Source organism: Pseudomonas sp. A214 (genome assembly GCF_900156295.1).
In the GTDB taxonomy this organism is placed as follows: Bacteria; Pseudomonadota; Gammaproteobacteria; order Pseudomonadales; family Pseudomonadaceae; genus Aquipseudomonas; species Aquipseudomonas rhizophila.
The window spans coordinates 3,943,847-3,959,864 of sequence record NZ_LT707062.1; the positions used below are offsets into that span (position 1 = coordinate 3,943,847).

The 16,018-nt window shown below is 56.4% G+C and carries 16 protein-coding genes and 1 pseudogene; 9 read left to right on the forward strand and 8 right to left on the reverse strand.

The window, feature by feature from the left end; translation table 11 throughout:
* Window positions 1–71: 71 nt before the first annotated feature.
* The 4 genes and pseudogenes from BW979_RS17620 to BW979_RS17635 all read left to right on the forward strand — a co-directional run.
* Window positions 72–440, forward strand: a complete 369-nt coding sequence (locus tag BW979_RS17620; RefSeq protein WP_024651979.1) for a histone-like nucleoid-structuring protein, MvaT/MvaU family — start codon at window positions 72–74, stop codon at window positions 438–440.
* Between the two features lie 184 nt (window positions 441–624).
* Entirely contained in the window at window positions 625–957 is a 333-nt protein-coding gene (tnpA, locus tag BW979_RS27460) for an IS66-like element accessory protein TnpA (RefSeq protein WP_076384761.1), read from the forward strand.
* Window positions 954–1,289 (forward strand): IS66 family insertion sequence element accessory protein TnpB, encoded by a 336-nt coding sequence (gene tnpB, locus BW979_RS27845; RefSeq protein WP_076384763.1) that lies wholly within the window; start codon window positions 954–956, stop codon window positions 1,287–1,289. Before tnpA ends, tnpB begins: the two co-directional genes overlap by 4 nt.
* A 61-nt stretch (window positions 1,290–1,350) precedes the next feature.
* Window positions 1,351–1,848: pseudogene (locus BW979_RS17635) on the forward strand (IS66 family transposase); the annotation flags it as partial.
* Here the strand turns inward: BW979_RS17635 and BW979_RS17640 are convergent.
* Window positions 1,829–2,848: a DNA-binding protein gene (locus tag BW979_RS17640; protein ID WP_076384765.1), complete on the reverse strand. Its 1,020-nt coding sequence runs from the start codon at window positions 2,846–2,848 to the stop codon at window positions 1,829–1,831. The pseudogene BW979_RS17635 and the gene BW979_RS17640 sit on opposite strands and share 20 nt — an antisense overlap.
* Window positions 2,849–3,028: 180 nt before the next feature.
* On the opposite strand from BW979_RS17640, the gene BW979_RS17645 reads away from it, so the two are divergent.
* Window positions 3,029–3,991, forward strand: a complete 963-nt coding sequence (locus tag BW979_RS17645; RefSeq protein WP_076384767.1) for a tyrosine-type recombinase/integrase — start codon at window positions 3,029–3,031, stop codon at window positions 3,989–3,991.
* On the opposite strand, the gene BW979_RS17650 is transcribed toward BW979_RS17645, so the two are convergent.
* Window positions 3,945–4,190, reverse strand: coding sequence for a hypothetical protein (locus BW979_RS17650; RefSeq protein ID WP_076384769.1), 246 nt, complete (start codon window positions 4,188–4,190; stop codon window positions 3,945–3,947). The genes BW979_RS17645 and BW979_RS17650 overlap by 47 nt on opposite strands.
* Before the next feature lie 241 nt (window positions 4,191–4,431).
* On the opposite strand from BW979_RS17650, the gene BW979_RS17655 reads away from it, so the two are divergent.
* The gene (locus BW979_RS17655; protein WP_076384771.1) at window positions 4,432–4,827 is read left to right on the forward strand and encodes a helix-turn-helix domain-containing protein; all 396 of its coding nucleotides are present in this window, start codon (window positions 4,432–4,434) and stop codon (window positions 4,825–4,827) included.
* Window positions 4,828–4,875: 48 nt separating this feature from the next.
* On the opposite strand, the gene BW979_RS17660 is transcribed toward BW979_RS17655, so the two are convergent.
* On the reverse strand, window positions 4,876–6,213 hold the full coding sequence (locus BW979_RS17660; protein WP_076384773.1) for a hypothetical protein: 1,338 nt from the start codon (window positions 6,211–6,213) through the stop codon (window positions 4,876–4,878).
* Between the two features lie 238 nt (window positions 6,214–6,451).
* On the opposite strand from BW979_RS17660, the gene BW979_RS17665 reads away from it, so the two are divergent.
* Entirely contained in the window at window positions 6,452–7,747 is a 1,296-nt protein-coding gene (locus BW979_RS17665; protein ID WP_076384775.1) for an NAD(P)/FAD-dependent oxidoreductase, read from the forward strand.
* Between the two features lie 36 nt (window positions 7,748–7,783).
* On the opposite strand, the gene BW979_RS17670 is transcribed toward BW979_RS17665, so the two are convergent.
* From BW979_RS17670 to BW979_RS17680, 3 genes are read right to left on the reverse strand one after another with little or no spacing between them, the layout of a single operon-like run.
* Window positions 7,784–8,671, reverse strand: coding sequence for a LysR family transcriptional regulator (locus BW979_RS17670; RefSeq protein ID WP_076384777.1), 888 nt, complete (start codon window positions 8,669–8,671; stop codon window positions 7,784–7,786).
* A complete protein-coding gene (locus BW979_RS17675) occupies window positions 8,658–9,194 on the reverse strand; it encodes an NAD(P)-binding domain-containing protein (protein WP_076384779.1) in 537 nt (178 codons plus the stop codon). Before BW979_RS17675 ends, BW979_RS17670 begins: the two co-directional genes overlap by 14 nt.
* A 2-nt stretch (window positions 9,195–9,196) precedes the next feature.
* Window positions 9,197–9,574, reverse strand: coding sequence for a carboxymuconolactone decarboxylase family protein (locus BW979_RS17680; protein WP_076384781.1), 378 nt, complete (start codon window positions 9,572–9,574; stop codon window positions 9,197–9,199).
* A gap of 222 nt (window positions 9,575–9,796) precedes the next feature.
* Between BW979_RS17680 and gabD the strand changes: the two genes are divergently transcribed.
* Complete coding sequence (gene gabD / locus BW979_RS17685) at window positions 9,797–11,239, forward strand: NADP-dependent succinate-semialdehyde dehydrogenase (RefSeq protein WP_076384783.1); 1,443 nt, start codon at window positions 9,797–9,799, stop codon at window positions 11,237–11,239.
* A 50-nt stretch (window positions 11,240–11,289) separates the two neighbouring features.
* On the opposite strand, the gene BW979_RS17690 is transcribed toward gabD, so the two are convergent.
* Together BW979_RS17690 and BW979_RS17700 are read right to left on the reverse strand one after the other, a co-directional pair.
* Window positions 11,290–12,168: an N-acyl homoserine lactonase family protein gene (locus BW979_RS17690; RefSeq protein WP_076384785.1), complete on the reverse strand. Its 879-nt coding sequence runs from the start codon at window positions 12,166–12,168 to the stop codon at window positions 11,290–11,292.
* A 512-nt stretch (window positions 12,169–12,680) separates the two neighbouring features.
* Window positions 12,681–14,330 (reverse strand): GMC family oxidoreductase, encoded by a 1,650-nt coding sequence (locus BW979_RS17700; RefSeq protein WP_076384789.1) that lies wholly within the window; start codon window positions 14,328–14,330, stop codon window positions 12,681–12,683.
* 257 nt (window positions 14,331–14,587) lie between these two features.
* Between BW979_RS17700 and BW979_RS17705 the strand changes: the two genes are divergently transcribed.
* The gene (locus BW979_RS17705) at window positions 14,588–15,919 is read left to right on the forward strand and encodes an MFS transporter (RefSeq protein WP_076384791.1); all 1,332 of its coding nucleotides are present in this window, start codon (window positions 14,588–14,590) and stop codon (window positions 15,917–15,919) included.
* The last annotated feature ends 99 nt before the right edge of the window (window positions 15,920–16,018 follow it).

Genomic DNA, 16,018 nt, shown 5'->3' on the forward strand with positions numbered 1-16,018 from the left:
GGCTTGAACCTGCGCATTGATGGCTTGTAGCCCCACCCCTATACTCGACGCACCATAGACAGGAGCATCAAATGTCCAGACTCGCCGAATTCCGTAAGCTGGAGCAACAACTGGCTGCTCAGCTGGCCGAACTTGAGACCCTCAAAAACGATGATGGCCTGAAGCGCGAAATCGAATTTGAAAAAAAGCTCCGTAGCTTGCTCTCGGAGTACGGCTACAGCCTGCGCGATATCATAGCCATTCTTGACCCACAATCTGCCAGTCGACGTGCACCAGCTGCTGTGGCTGAAAAGTCCAGCCGCAAGCCCCGTCAGCTCAAGGTCTACAAGAACCCTCACACAGGCGAGCGCGTCGAGACCAAGGGTGGTAACCACAAGACCTTGAAAGAGTGGAAAAGCCAGCATGGTGCCGACGAAGTCGAGAGCTGGTTAGCTAAGTAACCCTTCAGAAGCAAAGATAAGGGGCCTCGTGAAGGCCCCTTTTTATTTACCCAGAACAGTGTGCCTCTCTGGGCGATCCAACGTAACCGTCCGGCCAACTCACCTTCCTGACACCGACGCCAAAGGCGATGGTGTCCACCTAATTAGGTGGACACCATTTCTAGCCTTTTAAGCGGGTCTTTCCATGCAGCCACAACGCCGATCCTATTCCAAATCCTTCAAGGCCCAGGTAGTCCAAGAGTGCGCTCAGCCCGGCGCGTCGATTGCCAGCGTCGCGCAGCGCCACAGCCTTAACGCGAACCTCGTCCATAAATGGATTCGGGTACAAACGAACAAAGCCATGGAGCTGCAACCTGCTTTCATTCCGCTACCTTTGCAGCTCGCCGGAGGGCATTCCCAGGCTCCGTCATCGAGCATCTGCGTTGAAATCCAGCACTCGCGTGGCACCGTCAAAGTGAACTGGCCGACCGAAAGCGCTGCCGTCTGTGCCTCCTTTCTGCGAGACCTGTTGCGGTGATTCGAATCGATGCGATCTGGCTCGCCACCGAACCGATGGATATGCGCGCCGGCACCGAAACGGCGTTAGCCCGGGTCATTGCCGTGTTCGGTGCGGCGAAGCCGCACTGCGCTTATCTGTTCGCCAATCGCCGCGCCAATCGGATGAAAGTTCTGGTGCATGACGGCGTGGGTATCTGGCTGGCGGCGCGACGATTGAATGAAGGCAAGTTTCACTGGCCCGGCATTCGGCACGGATCGGAGGTCGAACTCGATAACGAGCAACTTCAGGCTTTGGTACTGGGCTTGCCATGGCAACGGGTCGGTGCAGGCGGCTTGATCACAGTGCTGTAACGCCTGCCATTAGCCCATCGGTTTATCGCTGCTGACTTTCGGCTCTGGCACAATCAGCGGCATGACTTCCTCGCTCAATCTCGATCAAATGACACCGGAACAGCTCCGTGCCTTGGCCGAACAGGCCTTGCAGTTGCTGTCCCAGGTCGACTCGATGGGCCAGAAAATCCACCGCCTTGAAACGGTCAACGAGCAACTCGCTCATGAGATCGCCATCCTCAAACGACACAAGTTCGCCAAGCGCAGCGAACAGCTAAGCCCTGACCAAGGTAGCTTGCTCGACGACCTGCTCGACACTGATATCGCGGCCATCGAGGCCGAGCTGAAGGCGGTCAATCCGCCACCTGCACCGGACGAGCTACGTCAGAAACCCAAACGTGCGCCGCTGCCACCGCAGTTCCCACGTACAGTGATCCGTCACGAGCCAGAAAACACCCAGTGTGTCTGCGGCGGCCAACTTCAGCGCATTGGCGAAGACGTCAGCGAGAAGTGCGGTCAAGCTTCATCTGCAGTTCATTGCGTAGACTCGCTACCAGGCACTAGCTGCGTTGAGCATCACCCCTAGCATCGGTTTCCCCTTCATCGGCTGGTTCGGGGCTTTCGCTGAGCGACATGGCTTCCTTGGCTTCTGCGAGCTGCTGAGCCAGCTCCGCTGAAGTCGCTTGAAGCTGGATGACATGGGTATTGGCAGCCTCCGCCTCTCTGCGCGCGAGCACCAAGTGCTCCTGAAGCATCTGCTTCGCGCCCTCTGCTCGGGCAGCAGCCATGTTTGCGACGCCCAGATCACCTTCCAGGCGCCTCAGGGAGTCCTGAGTCTGGTGTAAAAGCTTGTTGTTCTGCCTTGCCTCTCCCAGCAATCGTTCGTTGTCACGAATGAGTCGAGACTGCTCATCCTGGCGCACCATCAAGGTTTGTTGGAGTTGCAGCGATTCGTGCTGCAACTGCTGAAGCTGTGTTTCGTGACGACGCTGGTCTTGTTCGCGTTGCTCCTTGATCGCATTGCGGTAGTGCTCCATGGCATCACGAGCATGTGCGTGCTTCTCCTCCAGAGATCGCACCAGCTCCTCCTTCTCCTGCACACGCAACTCGAAATCAGCACAGCTCTGGCTGATGCGCGCATTGCGATTGAGCTCCGCCTGTAACGAAGACTGCGCCGTCTTCAGTTCCTCTGCCTGGCTCAACAGCACGGCATCGCGGCTTGCGGTCTCTTGCTGAGCCTTCTTGAGCTCATCTTCAAGTCCCTCGATCTGCTGATTCAGCGCATTCACGCTCTGTTGATGTGAGGTGCGCTCCTCGGCCAACACAGCATTGCTCTCCTCCAGAAGTCGCTTCTTCAACTGAGCGACAAAGCCGGTGAGTTCATCGCTCAGTCGCGTCGGGTCGGACTGAGGGCGTGGATCTGCAGCCTCTAGCTCCTGCAGATACCGGGAAATCGTGGTTTTGGAGCCGGTATTCCCGAGCTCAACTCGCACGGCGTCGATGCTCGGGTTGAGGCCGCGCGCCAGCAGCGCGCTACGCGCTTTCTGCACAAGAGCTTTGTTAATACCACCGCGAGCCATGCCCATCTCCTACGATTTCGTACCGCGTTACATGTCATGTATTTACATCTCATCTTAAGCCATTTCTTGCTCCAGATAAACAGTATTCAAAAGAGTAAATAATGGAGTGTTATGTGTTCTCATGGCTGAAAATGCATCAGAATCGTGCTCAAAGCACGCACAGATGGCAGGAAACGGTAGATGGACAAGGCGCAGCGGTATCTCACGGCAGGCACGCGCGAAAACACGCGCAAGAGCTACCGGGCTGCGGTTGAGCATTTCGAAGTGACTTGGGGTGGATACCTGCCGGCGACTGCCGAGGGGATCGTCCGCTACCTTGCGGAGTATGCTGAGACGCTGTCGCTCAGTACGCTGCGTCAGCGTTTGGCTGCGCTAGCTCAGTGGCATGTAAGCCAAGGTTTTCCAGATCCAACAAAAGCACCCCACGTACGCCAGATGCTCAAGGGCATCCGCGTTGTGCACCCCACCAGGCAGAAGCAGGCTGCCCCTCTTCAGCTTCGCCACCTTGAGAAGGCGGTCAATTGGCTGAATAGCAAAGCAGCAGACGCAGTAGAGTCGGGGGACTACCGTGCACTTATGAGATACCGGCGCGACGCAGCCCTGCTACTCATCGGTTTTTGGCGCGGCTTTCGAAGTGATGAACTGGCTCGCCTTCAGGTCGAAGATACTCAAGCAGAGGCCGGCATAGGCATCACCTTCTATCTGCCCTACACCAAGGCTGATCGCGACCATCAAGGCAGTACTTTTCATACCCCTGCTCTGAAAAAACTGTGTCCAGTGGAGGCGTATATCAACTGGATAACCGTAGCCGGAATGACCAGAGGCCCTGTCTTTCGAAAGCTAGATCGGTGGGGCAACCTTTCCGAGAAAGGGTTTAAATCAACCAGCCTCATTCCGTTGCTTAGGCGTATTTTGGAAGAAGCTGGCATACCTGCTCAGTCCTACAGCAGTCATTCGATGCGGCGAGGATTTGCGACATGGGCGTCCGCGAACGGCTGGGATATCAAGGGCCTCATGAGCTATGTCGGCTGGAAAGATATGAAGTCTGCGCTGAGGTATGTCGACGCCAGCAACTCCTTCGGTGGCTTAGCTGCGTTTAGCCCAGGCCGGATCGATCATGATGATCCGGAGAGCTCATCTTAATGAGCTTTGCCTCCGCTGCACGTAGCTCAGCTGTGACGCCAGACCACATCACCACAAGGGTCGATATCTTTTCACGGCTTGCCTGCAGCTCATCCCCCAGTTCCGCAAGCTCGCTTTCGAGCAGGTCGCAGCGTTGCTCAAGGAGCTCTTCCCGGCTGAAAAATGGTTCGATCGGTCTGTCGTTGGCGTGGTCGTGCATGCGCTATGAGTCCTAAATGTGATAGGAGTACAAATGTTCTCCTGGAAGAATAAAGGCGAGCACTGTATATTTCAACAGTGCTCGCCCACCACTGAGCGGTTTGATCGACCGTGCTGGGATGGTGAAAATCGACCCCGCTGGAGTGGCTGTTAAGGGGACATAGGCATCAAATGCTGGAATCCGGGCACCAAGGAAGATTCAGAATCATGCGTGATGATCATCTCGATGCGAGGAAGGCCTCATGGCACTGAAGTCGTCATTTGCTGTGGTGCTGCGTGCGCTGCGCAGCAAGCGGAACATCACCCAGCGTGAATTCGCAGATACAACGAGCAGGACATACCTGTCGAAGCTAGAGAGCGGAAAATCCAGCATCACCTTGGACAAGCTGGAGCAACTGAGCGAACGGCTTGATCTCTCCCCGCTGGCCTTGCTCGCTTTGACGGTTAGTGAGGAGACCGGTGAGCCAGCGGCGGCTTTAGTCGACAAGTTAGGGGTCGAGCTGCGCGAACTGGCCCGTGATGGAGGTGTGCCTGGCCTTAAGGCATTGGTACCCGTCCCCGAGGTAACTACATCTCCAACCAGGATGCAGCGCCGACCTTCCAGACCGGCTGCAGGGCAAACAGAGCTTCCCTTCTAGGCTGATGCCTTGAAGATGCCAGGCCCCTTCTGTTGACGCTCATATCGATCAGCTTGGCTGATTCTGAGTGACCAGTTCTACCCCGTTATCCAACAGTTCCCGCAGAAAGCTATCTCTGGGTTGTGTAGCCTGGCTCGCGTAGTGAACGACCGCTGCCGCGATTGCTGCCGCCAAACGTCGTGCTTCAACACGCTTGAACGTTGAGATTTTTTCCATGCTCTCGCGTCCATGGATGAAGGCGCTCCGCAAATCGAACAGCTCGGTATAAAGGCCAGCAGCTGAAGCATCGTCCAGGATCGATGCCACTCGTGCCCCCACTCGCCTGGTGGCCCACCATCCTGGGTGGTGAAGACTCCGGGCCCTACGATCGTGATCAGCATGAAGCCCCAGAGCAGCCTCAATCGTCGTCATATGAGCCATGAACTCATCAATGCCGTCGGATAGAAATGCCCTCACCAAAAAATGCATGATCGGTGGTTTCAGCAGATCGGATCTGAGGGCGGTTTGGAAGCTGTTCCATCGCTCCTGACAAAACTGAGACATCTCGCGCTCCGCAGAAGCTGTCAGCGGGAACTCGATAGGACGCTCTGTTTCAACACACTCTCCATATTCATTTGTGTAGATATGCGGCTGCCATGCAAGGGTATCTGCGCCAGGAGGCGGCGCCGGCGGGACGAACAAGTCATCGCTCCGGGTGTAAATCCAAGGCACTCGGAAGCCACGCCAATCTACCTCGTTCATAGTTGACCATCGTTCCCAGGGAGCTAGCAGTAGGAAAAACAAAGCTGTCTCAACCGCTTGGGGAAAGCGGCCTTCGTGGGGGTCGATAGCACCATTGTCCCTATCCATGAACCCGAGAAAATCCGGTAATGCGCGCCTCCCGGCGCTTTCCGCGACAGGCCGGCTTTCCTTGACCACAAGCCAGTGAAATTGCGACAGCCGCGCAGCGTCAAGCGAGCGTTCTGGATAGTGCCTGGCGAGCCTGGGCAGATCGAAAAGCGCTTCGAGATCCGCTTTACTGAATCGCTCAAGATTGATCGGGCCGAATTCGAGGGATGGCAAGTCCTCTGCGTAATCAAGCGGACAGATGTGCGTGTAGCCCGCGTGCGTCTGCCTGAAGGCTTTATCGATGGCCTTTGCAGATACCACTACATCGCCGATATTTCCCTGGCCCCCTTGAGTCTGTAAGCACGGGGCGCCAAGAGATCTCAATGCATGATTGAGAGCGAGAGTACGCCCAAGATTACGATCTCCTACCTCGTACAGATCAGCGCAAACCTGCTCAAGCCGCTTGAATTCAGGTTCTGCAAAAACTCCATTCTGAGAGCTGTGTATGCTCCACAGATCACACATGGCTTGAAAAAGCCTGTCATCAACCTCTGCCATTTCAGTCCTCCATTGACTTCGCGCTTGATGTTATCACTCACCTCTTCAGCGGATTCAAGCTAGATCTAAACAGCCAAGCAATGCGAGCGGCAGCGCGCTCACGGCCTTGGTAGACCCCGGTCTTGGCTCGTTGCTGAATTTAGCTTCGTATTTAGCGAAGCCTCCCTTTTTAAATGCTCAATTTCTCACTGCTCCTCATACGTGCATGCTTAACCACAAACATTAAGTGGCAGCGGAAATGAATCATCACATTGTTATCGTAGGGGGCGGCGCTGGCGGCTTGGAATTGGCAACACGACTCGGCAAGCGGCTGGGGCGCACAGGACGGGCACAAATCACGCTCGTAGACGCCAACCTCACCCACATCTGGAAGCCACTGTTCCACGAGGTTGCGGCAGGCTCACTCAACACCGGGCTCGATGAGCTCAACTACGTGGCGCAGGCACGTTGGAACCATTTCAGTTTCCAGTATGGCCGGATGTCGGCCATCGACCGCAACGCCAAACTGATTACTCTGGAAAGGACGCTTGATGCCAGTGGCAAGGAGATCAGCCCTGAGCGTACGATTGCTTACGACACGTTGGTACTCTCCGTCGGTAGCCAAAGCAATGACTTCGGCACCCCTGGGGTCTACGAGCACTGTGCGTTCCTAGACAGTCGCGGCCAAGCTGAGAAACTGCATCAGACACTGCTGAACCATCACCTAAATGCCCACGCCACCAACAGCGATACGCCGTTGAGCATTGCAGTGGTGGGCGCAGGTGCAACAGGCGTTGAGTTATGCGCTGAACTTCAGCATGCAGCACGCCTCCTGCAAGGTTATGGTGTCCGAAAAGCTTCTTGCGACACCTTGAAGATTTATCTCGTTGAAGCCAGTGAGCGCATTCTGCCGGCCCTACCTGAGCGCATTAGTCAGGCGGTTCACAGAGAACTGGTTAAGCTGGGCATCGAAGTGTTGGTGAGAACAGCTGTTCAGGAAGTGACGGAGAGCGAAGTCGTCCTCTCCGACAATGAGCGTGTGCAGGTCAACCTGACAATCTGGGCGGCTGGCATCAAGGCGCCCGCCTTCCTGGCGCAACTGGATGGCCTGGCTACCAATCGCATAAACCAACTGGAAGTGCACCCTACCCTGCAATCTGTTTCAGATGTGAGTGTCTTTGCCATCGGCGATTGTGCGGCGTGCCCTATCGAAGATAGTGAAGGCAAGCGTGTGCCACCCCGAGCACAAGCCGCGCATCAACAAGCCAAGCTTCTGGCCCAGAACCTGGAACGACAGCTTACTGGGGAGCCTCTGGAATCCTTCAGTTACCGAGACTACGGCACACTCGTTTCTCTGGCCTCATTCAGTGCAGTCGGCACATTGATGGGTAATCTCTCAGGAGCAACGTTCGTAGAAGGCTTGCTGGCGCGTATGTTCTACATGTCCCTGTATCGCATGCACCAAGCCGCTCTTCTTGGGAAGCGTCGAGTAATGTTCCGGATGCTGGGTGATCTTCTCTCAGGGCGCTCAAGGCCACGACTGCGTTTGCACTGAATACGACTACGCCATAGCCCCCTGATCGGGGGCTTCTCAGTGCTGCAGGAGATGATCGACCATTTCCCTCGCGATGACTGACAAAGCATCTCGACTACGGACGCAAAGCCTGAGTTCGCGCCGTGCCCAGGACTCATCAAATTCGACCTTGCTCAATTGCATCTGCGGTAACTGGTGCTGGATTGCGTGGTGCGGAAGAATGCCGATGCCCATTCCGGCGTGAATCATTCTACAGATGGCTTCAAAGCTGCGCAGTTGCACCCGGATGCGTAGGGATCGATCCAAGTCGATCGCCGAGTTCTGCAGGCGTGCGTGCAGAGCAGTGTCTTGCTGAAAACAGATATGTTCGTAGTCAAGCGTGTCCTCGAACCTGACACGGGTTTGTCCAGCCAGTGGATGGTCTGAGCGAGTAACCAAGACCAGGCGATCCTGCCGATAGCTGAAAACCTGAAGCTCTTCTGCAACGACATGACCGGCGTAGATGCCTATATCTGCGGCGCCTTCTCGTACGCTACGCACGATTTCAGCACTGGGGCGCTCCTCCAGGTCGATCTTCACCTCAGGGAACGCCTCTTTGAAACGTGTAAGACTTTCCGGTAGATATTCGATTGTGGCAGAGGCATTCGCCTGTATGCGGACGTGCCCTTTGATGCCACTGCTAAATTCGCTTAAGTCAGCCTGCATCTGCTCGACGTTAGAGATCAATATGCGGGCGTGATGCAGCAGAGACTGACCTGCGGGCGTCAGCGTGACGCCCTTGGGTTGTCGATACAGCAGAGCTGTACCGAATCCGTTTTCCATGTCGCTGATCCGCTTGCTGACGGCGGCCAGCGAAAGATGCGTCCGCTCTGCCGCCCGAGTGAGGCTCGATTCTTCTGCCACCGCTACAAAGAGTCTCAAACTGTAGAAGTCAGTGCGCCGCATCTAACGCTTCACTCCGCCCTTGATGTGTCAGAGGGCCTGCGTAACGCACAGTACCCATCACCTCGAACAGAGCTGAGCGATGGTGCATGGCCTCTTCGGCACCTGCAACTACGACGTCCAGCGCGCCAGCGTCGCCGTGGTCAAAATCACCTTTCAGCTCTGCACTCAGGTAGTCCACGGAATGTTGAGCCAAGGCTACGGATAGCATCAGACATGCCTCGGATGCTCGTAGGTTGATCACACAGGTACCAGGCTGAAGCAGCCTGGCAAGCCCATAAGTACCGACGAGCATCGCTGCAGTATTCTTCGCATCAGGGAGCGCCACTATGACCGTCTCGATGCTGCTGAGATCCCTCGCCGGCTCCAGAGGATCAACACCTTTTTGAACGCAAAACGCGTCCAGGACATTTCGATCATTGTCGCAGACCACAATCGGGAATCCTGCATTGGCTATGAGGGAAGCCAGAGACCACCCGCTATCCCTCAAGCCAATGACACAGATCTTTGGTGGATGGGCAGACATGATCAGACGTCCATCTCTTTGAAAACTTCCTTGGCTACCCGGAAGCTATCGATGGCGGCAGGAACGCCACAGTAGATGGCGACCTGCAGGAAAATTTCTTTGATCTCATCTTTGGTCAACCCGTTGTTTAGCGCGCCACGAACATGGAGCTTGAGCTCGTGTGGACGATTCAGCGCAGAGATCATTGCGAGGTTGAGCAGGCTGCGACTCTTGCGGTCGAGCCCAGGTCGATTCCAAACATCGCCCCAGCAGTACTGGGTGACAAGGTGCTGAAGATCTAGCGTGAATTCATCTGCATTTTTGATTGCAGCATCGACGTATTCGGCGCCCAACACCTCACGGCGTGTGGCCAGACCTTTTGCAAAGAGCTCTTCGTTCATATCCATGTCTCGTCGGGTTGTTGTTTTTGATCGACGACATGCCTGACCGGTTGCCAAGCATGACGGTTTCAACCTAGATCATTGTCTTACAATATGTCAATGTTACCCGACCTGTGTCATTCTTCTCCGGCTTTCTAAGCACATGCCCATGCCCGCTAAGCGGGCCGTGCCACGCACGCCCGCTGAGGATTCAGTGGCAGAAATTCCAATAAGGACAACACTATGCAACTGAGAGACTCAACGCTGTTCCGCCAGCAAGCCTTCATCAACGGTGAGTGGCTGGACGCGGACAACAATCAGACCATCAAGGTGACCAACCCGGCCACCGGTGAAGTCATCGGTACCGTGCCGAAGATGGGCACTGCTGAAACCCGCCGCGCCATCGAAGCTGCCGACAAGGCTCTGCCGGCCTGGCGCGCACTGACCGCCAAGGAGCGTGCTGGCAAGCTGCGCCGCTGGTTCGAGCTGATGATCGAGCACCAGGACGACCTGGCCCGCCTGATGACCACCGAGCAGGGCAAGCCGCTGGCCGAAGCCAAGGGCGAAATCGCCTACGCAGCTTCCTTCATCGAGTGGTTCGCTGAAGAAGCCAAGCGCGTCTACGGCGACGTCATCCCGGGCCACCAGCCGGACAAGCGCCTGATCGTCATCAAGCAGCCGATCGGCGTTACCGCTGCCATCACCCCATGGAACTTCCCGGCCGCGATGATCACCCGTAAAGCCGGCCCGGCCCTGGCCGCCGGTTGCACCATGGTGCTCAAGCCTGCGTCGCAGACCCCATACTCTGCCCTCGCCCTGGTCGAACTGGCCACCCGTGCCGGCATCCCGGCTGGCGTGCTGAGCGTGATCACCGGCAGCGCCGGCGAAGTCGGCAGCGAACTGACCGGCAACTCCCTGGTACGCAAGCTGTCCTTCACCGGCTCGACCGAAATCGGCCGCCAGCTGATGGAAGAATGCGCCAAGGACATCAAGAAGGTTTCCCTGGAGCTGGGCGGCAACGCCCCGTTCATCGTGTTCGACGACGCTGACCTGGACAAGGCGGTCGAAGGCGCGATCATCTCCAAGTACCGCAACAACGGCCAGACCTGCGTCTGCGCCAACCGTATCTACGTGCAGGACGGTGTCTACGACGCGTTCGCCCAGAAGCTGGCCGCCGCTGTCGCCAAGCTGAAGATCGGTAACGGCCTGGAAGAAGGCACCACCACCGGCCCGCTGATCGACGGCAAAGCCGTTGCCAAGGTTCAGGAACACATCGAAGACGCCCTGTCCAAAGGCGCCAAGGTGCTGGCCGGCGGCAAGATCATCGAAGGCAACTTCTTCGAGCCGACTATCCTGGTCGATGTACCGAAAACTGCTGCCGTTGCTAAAGAAGAGACCTTCGGCCCGCTGGCGCCGCTGTTCCGCTTCAAGGACGAGGCCGAAGTCATCGCCATGTCCAACGACACCGAGTTCGGCCTGGCCTCGTACTTCTACGCCCGTGACATGAGCCGTGTGTTCCGTGTCGCCGAGGCCCTGGAATACGGCATGGTCGGCATCAACACCGGCCTGATCTCCAACGAGGTCGCGCCATTTGGTGGTATCAAGGCGTCAGGCCTGGGCCGTGAAGGCTCCAAGTACGGCATCGAGGACTACCTGGAAATCAAGTATCTCTGCCTGAGCGTATAACTCAGCTAAAGCACGAGAGCTGAAGATCAGCTCTCGTGCTTTGATCACCTCTAGCGGACGTAGGACTGCTGTCCCGCGCCCAACGCTACCTCCACCAATTGATGACCGTTCTTGGTCACCCTGCTCGGATAAAGCGAAGCGATTGAGGGCTCGTGCGGCGCCAGCACACGAGACATGTCATCCCCGACTGCTTTCAGGATGGCATCAGTGGTCATGAGAAGATTGGTCTGGCTCCCAGAGGCCAATCCGACCGGTAGATAGAAAGGATCTGCTGGATTGCCACCATGCAGGTTGTCGTGGCGGTAAACCAGATCTCCGGTATAGACGAACACGTCCTCGCTATCGCGCTTACCATCGTTTCGGATCACGATGTATTGCGATGCGGCGGTATGAGTGTCCTTCGCAAGGCGTACATCCACCCCAGGGAACAGATCATCGATGTCCCCTTTCAGCCCTCGCATCCTTCCTTCTCTCGCCAGCTGTACCGCGTAGATCATGTCCCCAGTGTCTACCGCCGTGAGTAACCACCTGAAACGTCTGTCCATGGACATGATGGACACCCAGGAAGCCAGCTCCTCCTCCTGAATATAAAACGTAGCGTTGGGGAAGAGCTCAAGGCCACCCATGTGGTCAAAGTGGGCGTGCGTGAGAATGACGTGGGTTACCTCCTCTGGTGTGCAACCCACCTCAGCCAGCACGTCGCGCGGTGAGAACCAGTTTTGGACGTTGAACCGTTTCACAAACTGTACGCCATGGGAGGCATTGTTCAGGCCGCAGTCGAGCAAAATGGTTTGCCCATGGCCTTTGAGGAGGGTGTAGCAATAGGGCAGCTCGACGGTTCCGCCATTGTGCTTGCCGTAAACCAGCGAGCTCATGGCAGCATCGGGCACTCTCGCGTACTCAAGCATCCAGATTGAATAGTCCGACATAGATCCTTCCTTTTTGTTTTTATTGAGCAATCGCTACATACGACTCGGATGGGCTGTGTGCTGGGCGCAGCAGGAGTGACTGAAATCGACTACCTCAAACCCCGGCAAGCACTTCGAGGCGTTTTCAAGCTCACGCCAGCCATCGACAAGCAGTGGCAAAGGATCGAGCGCTTGTGCCCGGTTGGCCAAGGTCTGATCGATTGCTCTGGAGCTTTGGATCAATCGCTCAAGCCCCGTGCTTAGGTGCCGATGAAAGTGAGCTGTTCGCTGGGTGGGCTTGAGGCCCAGGAAGCACTCTCTACCACTCGCAATCTGCGAGGCAGCGGCCTCCCGAGTGGCATGGTCAAGTGCATGCCGAGAACGCTCGAACGACATCAGCAAGAGGATTGAGGCGAGGCGACTTGCAGCATCCTGCAATTGTTTAAAGCACTGGTGGGCTGCGGCTGCGTATTCGACCGTCGCGTCATCAAAATCGGTGCCCGACCTCACCCGAGAGTGTTGAGTGCCCATACTCATACGGCGACCTTCACTGCAGGGAGTTGTTGGCCAAGGATCATGTCCGAAGCCTTTTCCGCAATCATGTAGGTCGTGGCATTGGTGTTTGCCGAGGGCATGCTCGGCATGATCGAAGCATCTGCAACACGCAGCCCTGTCAGACCATGCACGCGAAGTTGATCATCCACTACCGTCAAAGGCTGATCCACAGGGCCCATGCGTGCAGTGCCAATCATGTGGTACACGGTCGTGCCCATATTCCTTGCGAAATCGAGCAGTTCATCATCGCTTTGCAGATCGGGACTTGGTGAGGTTTCCGATTCCACATAGCGCGACAGTGCGGGCGCTCGGAACAACTCGCGCGCCAGCCTCATGCCGCCAACCAAAGCACGCTGATCAGTTTCGTGAGTGAGGTAGTTTGGCTGAATGATGGGCTTTTCGAACGGGTCGCGACTGCGCGCTCGCACATAACCGAGGCTCTCTGGGCGCTCCTGCCATACACCGAGTGTTAGACCGGGATGTGTGTCCAGCAGACCTACCACACCCTCTTTGAAGCTGGCAGGTGAGCAGGCGAACTCAAGATCTGGTCGCTCAAGCATTGGATCAGATTTACAGAACAGGTGAACCAGGGAAGGGCTTACCGCCAGCAGGCTCGGTCGACGCATCAACCAGCGGCCAATCTCCAGCAGAAGTGCCGGGCCCTGCACCATCTGGTTGATGGTTCTGATCCCTTTCACCCGGGACACCATTCGCACGGCATAGTGATCGCGCAGGTTCTGCCCCACACCTTCCAGTGCGTGGACGACCGGCACGCCAATGTCGGCCAAGACTTTGGCCGGCCCTACTCCGGAAATCTGAAGCAACTTGGGTGTATTCAGCGCCCCAGCGGTGAGCACCACTTCTCGCCGCGCTCGAACCTGGTGAATCGTACCGTTCGGGCCTTGGCTCATATAGCGGACACCAACAGCGCGCTTCCCTTCGAAGATGATGTTGGTCGCTTGGGCATCCGTGCGGACGCTCACATTCTTTCGTTTTTCAGCTGCGCGTAGAAACGCTTTCGCAGAGCTGAAACGCATCCCCTTGTGGATGGTGCGCTGGAAGAATCCAACGCCTTCCTGACGCCCGGCGTTGTGGTCTGCATTTCGGGGTATGCCGATAGACTCTGCCGCCTCGATCAAAGCATCGCTGACAGGGTGATGCCAATCCAACTCAGAAATAGGCAGTTCGCCGCCCTGCCCTCTGAACATGCTACCAGGGCCTTGCCACGCCTCTGAGCGTTTGAAATATGGCAGGACGTCTTGATACGACCAGCCCTTATTCCCCGATGCTGCCCAGCCGTCATAATCCGCCGCTTGTCCTCTCACATAGTTAAGGCCGTTAATCGAGCTGGATCCACCAAGCACTCGCCCTTGTGGGAGGGAAAAGCGTCTGTTGTTGGTACCAGGGCCTGGCTCAGCCTCAAAATTCCAAGTCAATGTCTTGCTGTAGATGTTCTTGATGTAGCCGGCGGGAATGTGAATCAGAGGGTTGGTGTCTCGCGGCCCGGCTTCGAGTATGCAAACCGAAGCGCCACTGGCACTCAAGCGATTGGCCAGCACGCACCCAGCGGTGCCTGCGCCTACAACGATGTAGTCAAACTCATCGTCTTGACGAGCATTCATGACCATTTTTCGGCCTCCTTGATTGGGGGGCGAGCATCTGTGTGCTCGACCCTGTTTTTGTAATTTTGGGGCCAAATGACGCTATATGATTGTAGTACAGTCAGTCAATATTATTGATTTGTCATCATGCGTAGGCTGACTGGATGGCCGCCCGTCGAATCCATTGGGTGGAAAATGCGCTGACCCTCTTGGCAGCTTAAGCCAGCGGGTCTAGAGTGGCCTGTACCACATTCATATTGTAATACAATAATAAGGAAGCAATCATGACTGGAAAGGCACAGGCGTGGTCGGAGGCATCAGCGTCTGCAGGGACGGTGATTGATGCTGGGAAGCGTAAAGTACTCATCTCCAGCATCATCGGAAGTGTGATTGAGTGGTATGACTACACCCTCTATGGGGTCGCTGCCGCGCTCGTCTTCAATCATCTGTTTTTCCCCAATTTCAGCTCAGGTGCCGGCACGATTGCGGCCTTCGGATCGTTTGCTGTGGGCTTTATCGCTCGCCCTCTCGGAGGTTTCTTCGCTGGGCAAATGGGTGACAGGGTGGGACGCAAAACCACGCTTGTTCTTACCCTCATGCTCATGGGGGTATCGACCACTCTGATAGGGCTGCTTCCCACCTACGAACAAATTGGGATCTGGGCGCCTGTGCTTCTAATAGTGATGCGGGTCATTCAGGGATTTGCCGTCGGAGGTGAATGGGGCGGCGCCGTCCTGATGGCGGTTGAACATGCGCCAGCGAACCGGCGCGGTATGTGGGGAGCTTTCCCGCAAACAGGCGTTTCAGCTGGCTTGGTGCTCGGCTCTGCCGCATTTGCGGTTGCCTCAGCATTGCCTGAGCAGGATTTCTTGAGTTGGGGCTGGCGAATCCCGTTCCTTTTCAGCGTCGTACTTGCTGCAGTGGGTCTGTTCATTCGACTCAAAACCGAAGAGTCGCCAGCTTTCCTTGAAGTGAAAAATTCAGTTGCCGAGCGCAAGAGCCCGCTTGTTGAGGTCTTTAAGACACAGCGTAAGGCGTTGCTGCTCGCCCTTGGTGCCCGCTTCGCTGAGGGCGGTAATTACTACGTCTATACCGTGTTCATCCTGGCATTCACCTCTCAGTACACCTCACTCGCTAAGAGCGACGTGCTACTGGTGGTCATGCTGGCGGCCCTTTTCAACATCGTTTCGATCCCGTTCTGGGGGGCGGTGTCGGATAAGGTCGGGCGCCGTCCAGTCTTCATCGGTGGGGCTCTGTTTATCGCCGTGACAGCCTATCCCTTCTTCCTCATGGCGATGAGTGGATCGCTGATGCTGCTCGGGATGGCTCTGATCACAGTACTGTGCTTGGGTCATGGGCCGGTGTACGGCACCTTGGCTGCCTATTACGCTGAGCTTTTCCCCACTTCTGTTCGCTACAGCGGTATTTCCATTGGCTACCAGGCAGCATCCATTTTGCTTGGAGGTATCACCCCCATGCTTGCAAGTGCGCTGATCCTCTGGGCAGATGGGTCGCCCTGGGCGGTGGTAGTAATGATGGTCGTCAGCGCTCTCATTGCAGCATTCACGATGTTGGTGAGCCCTGAAACGTACCGAAGAGATCTCAAGTCCATCTAGGCGGAGAACCGAGATAGCGTCGCGCAATACCAAGTGTCGATCCCGTCAGATCAAGCGCTGCTCCTGAAAATGGCGCAGAACCTGCCTCCCGGGCAGAAG

What these genes read in the sequence shown, in the direction of transcription:
- BW979_RS17700 (WP_076384789.1), bottom strand. Translation starts at nt 14,330, where the DNA reads ATGGTCATGAATGCTCGTCAAGACGATGAGTTTGACTACATCGTTGTA.
- BW979_RS17640 (WP_076384765.1), bottom strand. Translation starts at nt 2,848, where the DNA reads ATGGCTCGCGGTGGTATTAACAAAGCTCTTGTGCAGAAAGCGCGTAGC.
- gabD (WP_076384783.1), top strand. Translation starts at nt 9,797, where the DNA reads ATGCAACTGAGAGACTCAACGCTGTTCCGCCAGCAAGCCTTCATCAAC.
- BW979_RS17660 (WP_076384773.1), bottom strand. Translation starts at nt 6,213, where the DNA reads ATGGCAGAGGTTGATGACAGGCTTTTTCAAGCCATGTGTGATCTGTGG.
- BW979_RS17680 (WP_076384781.1), bottom strand. Translation starts at nt 9,574, where the DNA reads ATGAACGAAGAGCTCTTTGCAAAAGGTCTGGCCACACGCCGTGAGGTG.
- BW979_RS17645 (WP_076384767.1), top strand. Translation starts at nt 3,029, where the DNA reads ATGGACAAGGCGCAGCGGTATCTCACGGCAGGCACGCGCGAAAACACG.
- BW979_RS17650 (WP_076384769.1), bottom strand. Translation starts at nt 4,190, where the DNA reads ATGCACGACCACGCCAACGACAGACCGATCGAACCATTTTTCAGCCGG.
- BW979_RS17620 (WP_024651979.1), top strand. Translation starts at nt 72, where the DNA reads ATGTCCAGACTCGCCGAATTCCGTAAGCTGGAGCAACAACTGGCTGCT.
- BW979_RS17670 (WP_076384777.1), bottom strand. Translation starts at nt 8,671, where the DNA reads ATGCGGCGCACTGACTTCTACAGTTTGAGACTCTTTGTAGCGGTGGCA.
- BW979_RS17665 (WP_076384775.1), top strand. Translation starts at nt 6,452, where the DNA reads ATGAATCATCACATTGTTATCGTAGGGGGCGGCGCTGGCGGCTTGGAA.
- tnpA (WP_076384761.1), top strand. Translation starts at nt 625, where the DNA reads ATGCAGCCACAACGCCGATCCTATTCCAAATCCTTCAAGGCCCAGGTA.
- BW979_RS17675 (WP_076384779.1), bottom strand. Translation starts at nt 9,194, where the DNA reads ATGTCTGCCCATCCACCAAAGATCTGTGTCATTGGCTTGAGGGATAGC.
- BW979_RS17655 (WP_076384771.1), top strand. Translation starts at nt 4,432, where the DNA reads ATGGCACTGAAGTCGTCATTTGCTGTGGTGCTGCGTGCGCTGCGCAGC.
- BW979_RS17705 (WP_076384791.1), top strand. Translation starts at nt 14,588, where the DNA reads ATGACTGGAAAGGCACAGGCGTGGTCGGAGGCATCAGCGTCTGCAGGG.
- BW979_RS17690 (WP_076384785.1), bottom strand. Translation starts at nt 12,168, where the DNA reads ATGTCGGACTATTCAATCTGGATGCTTGAGTACGCGAGAGTGCCCGAT.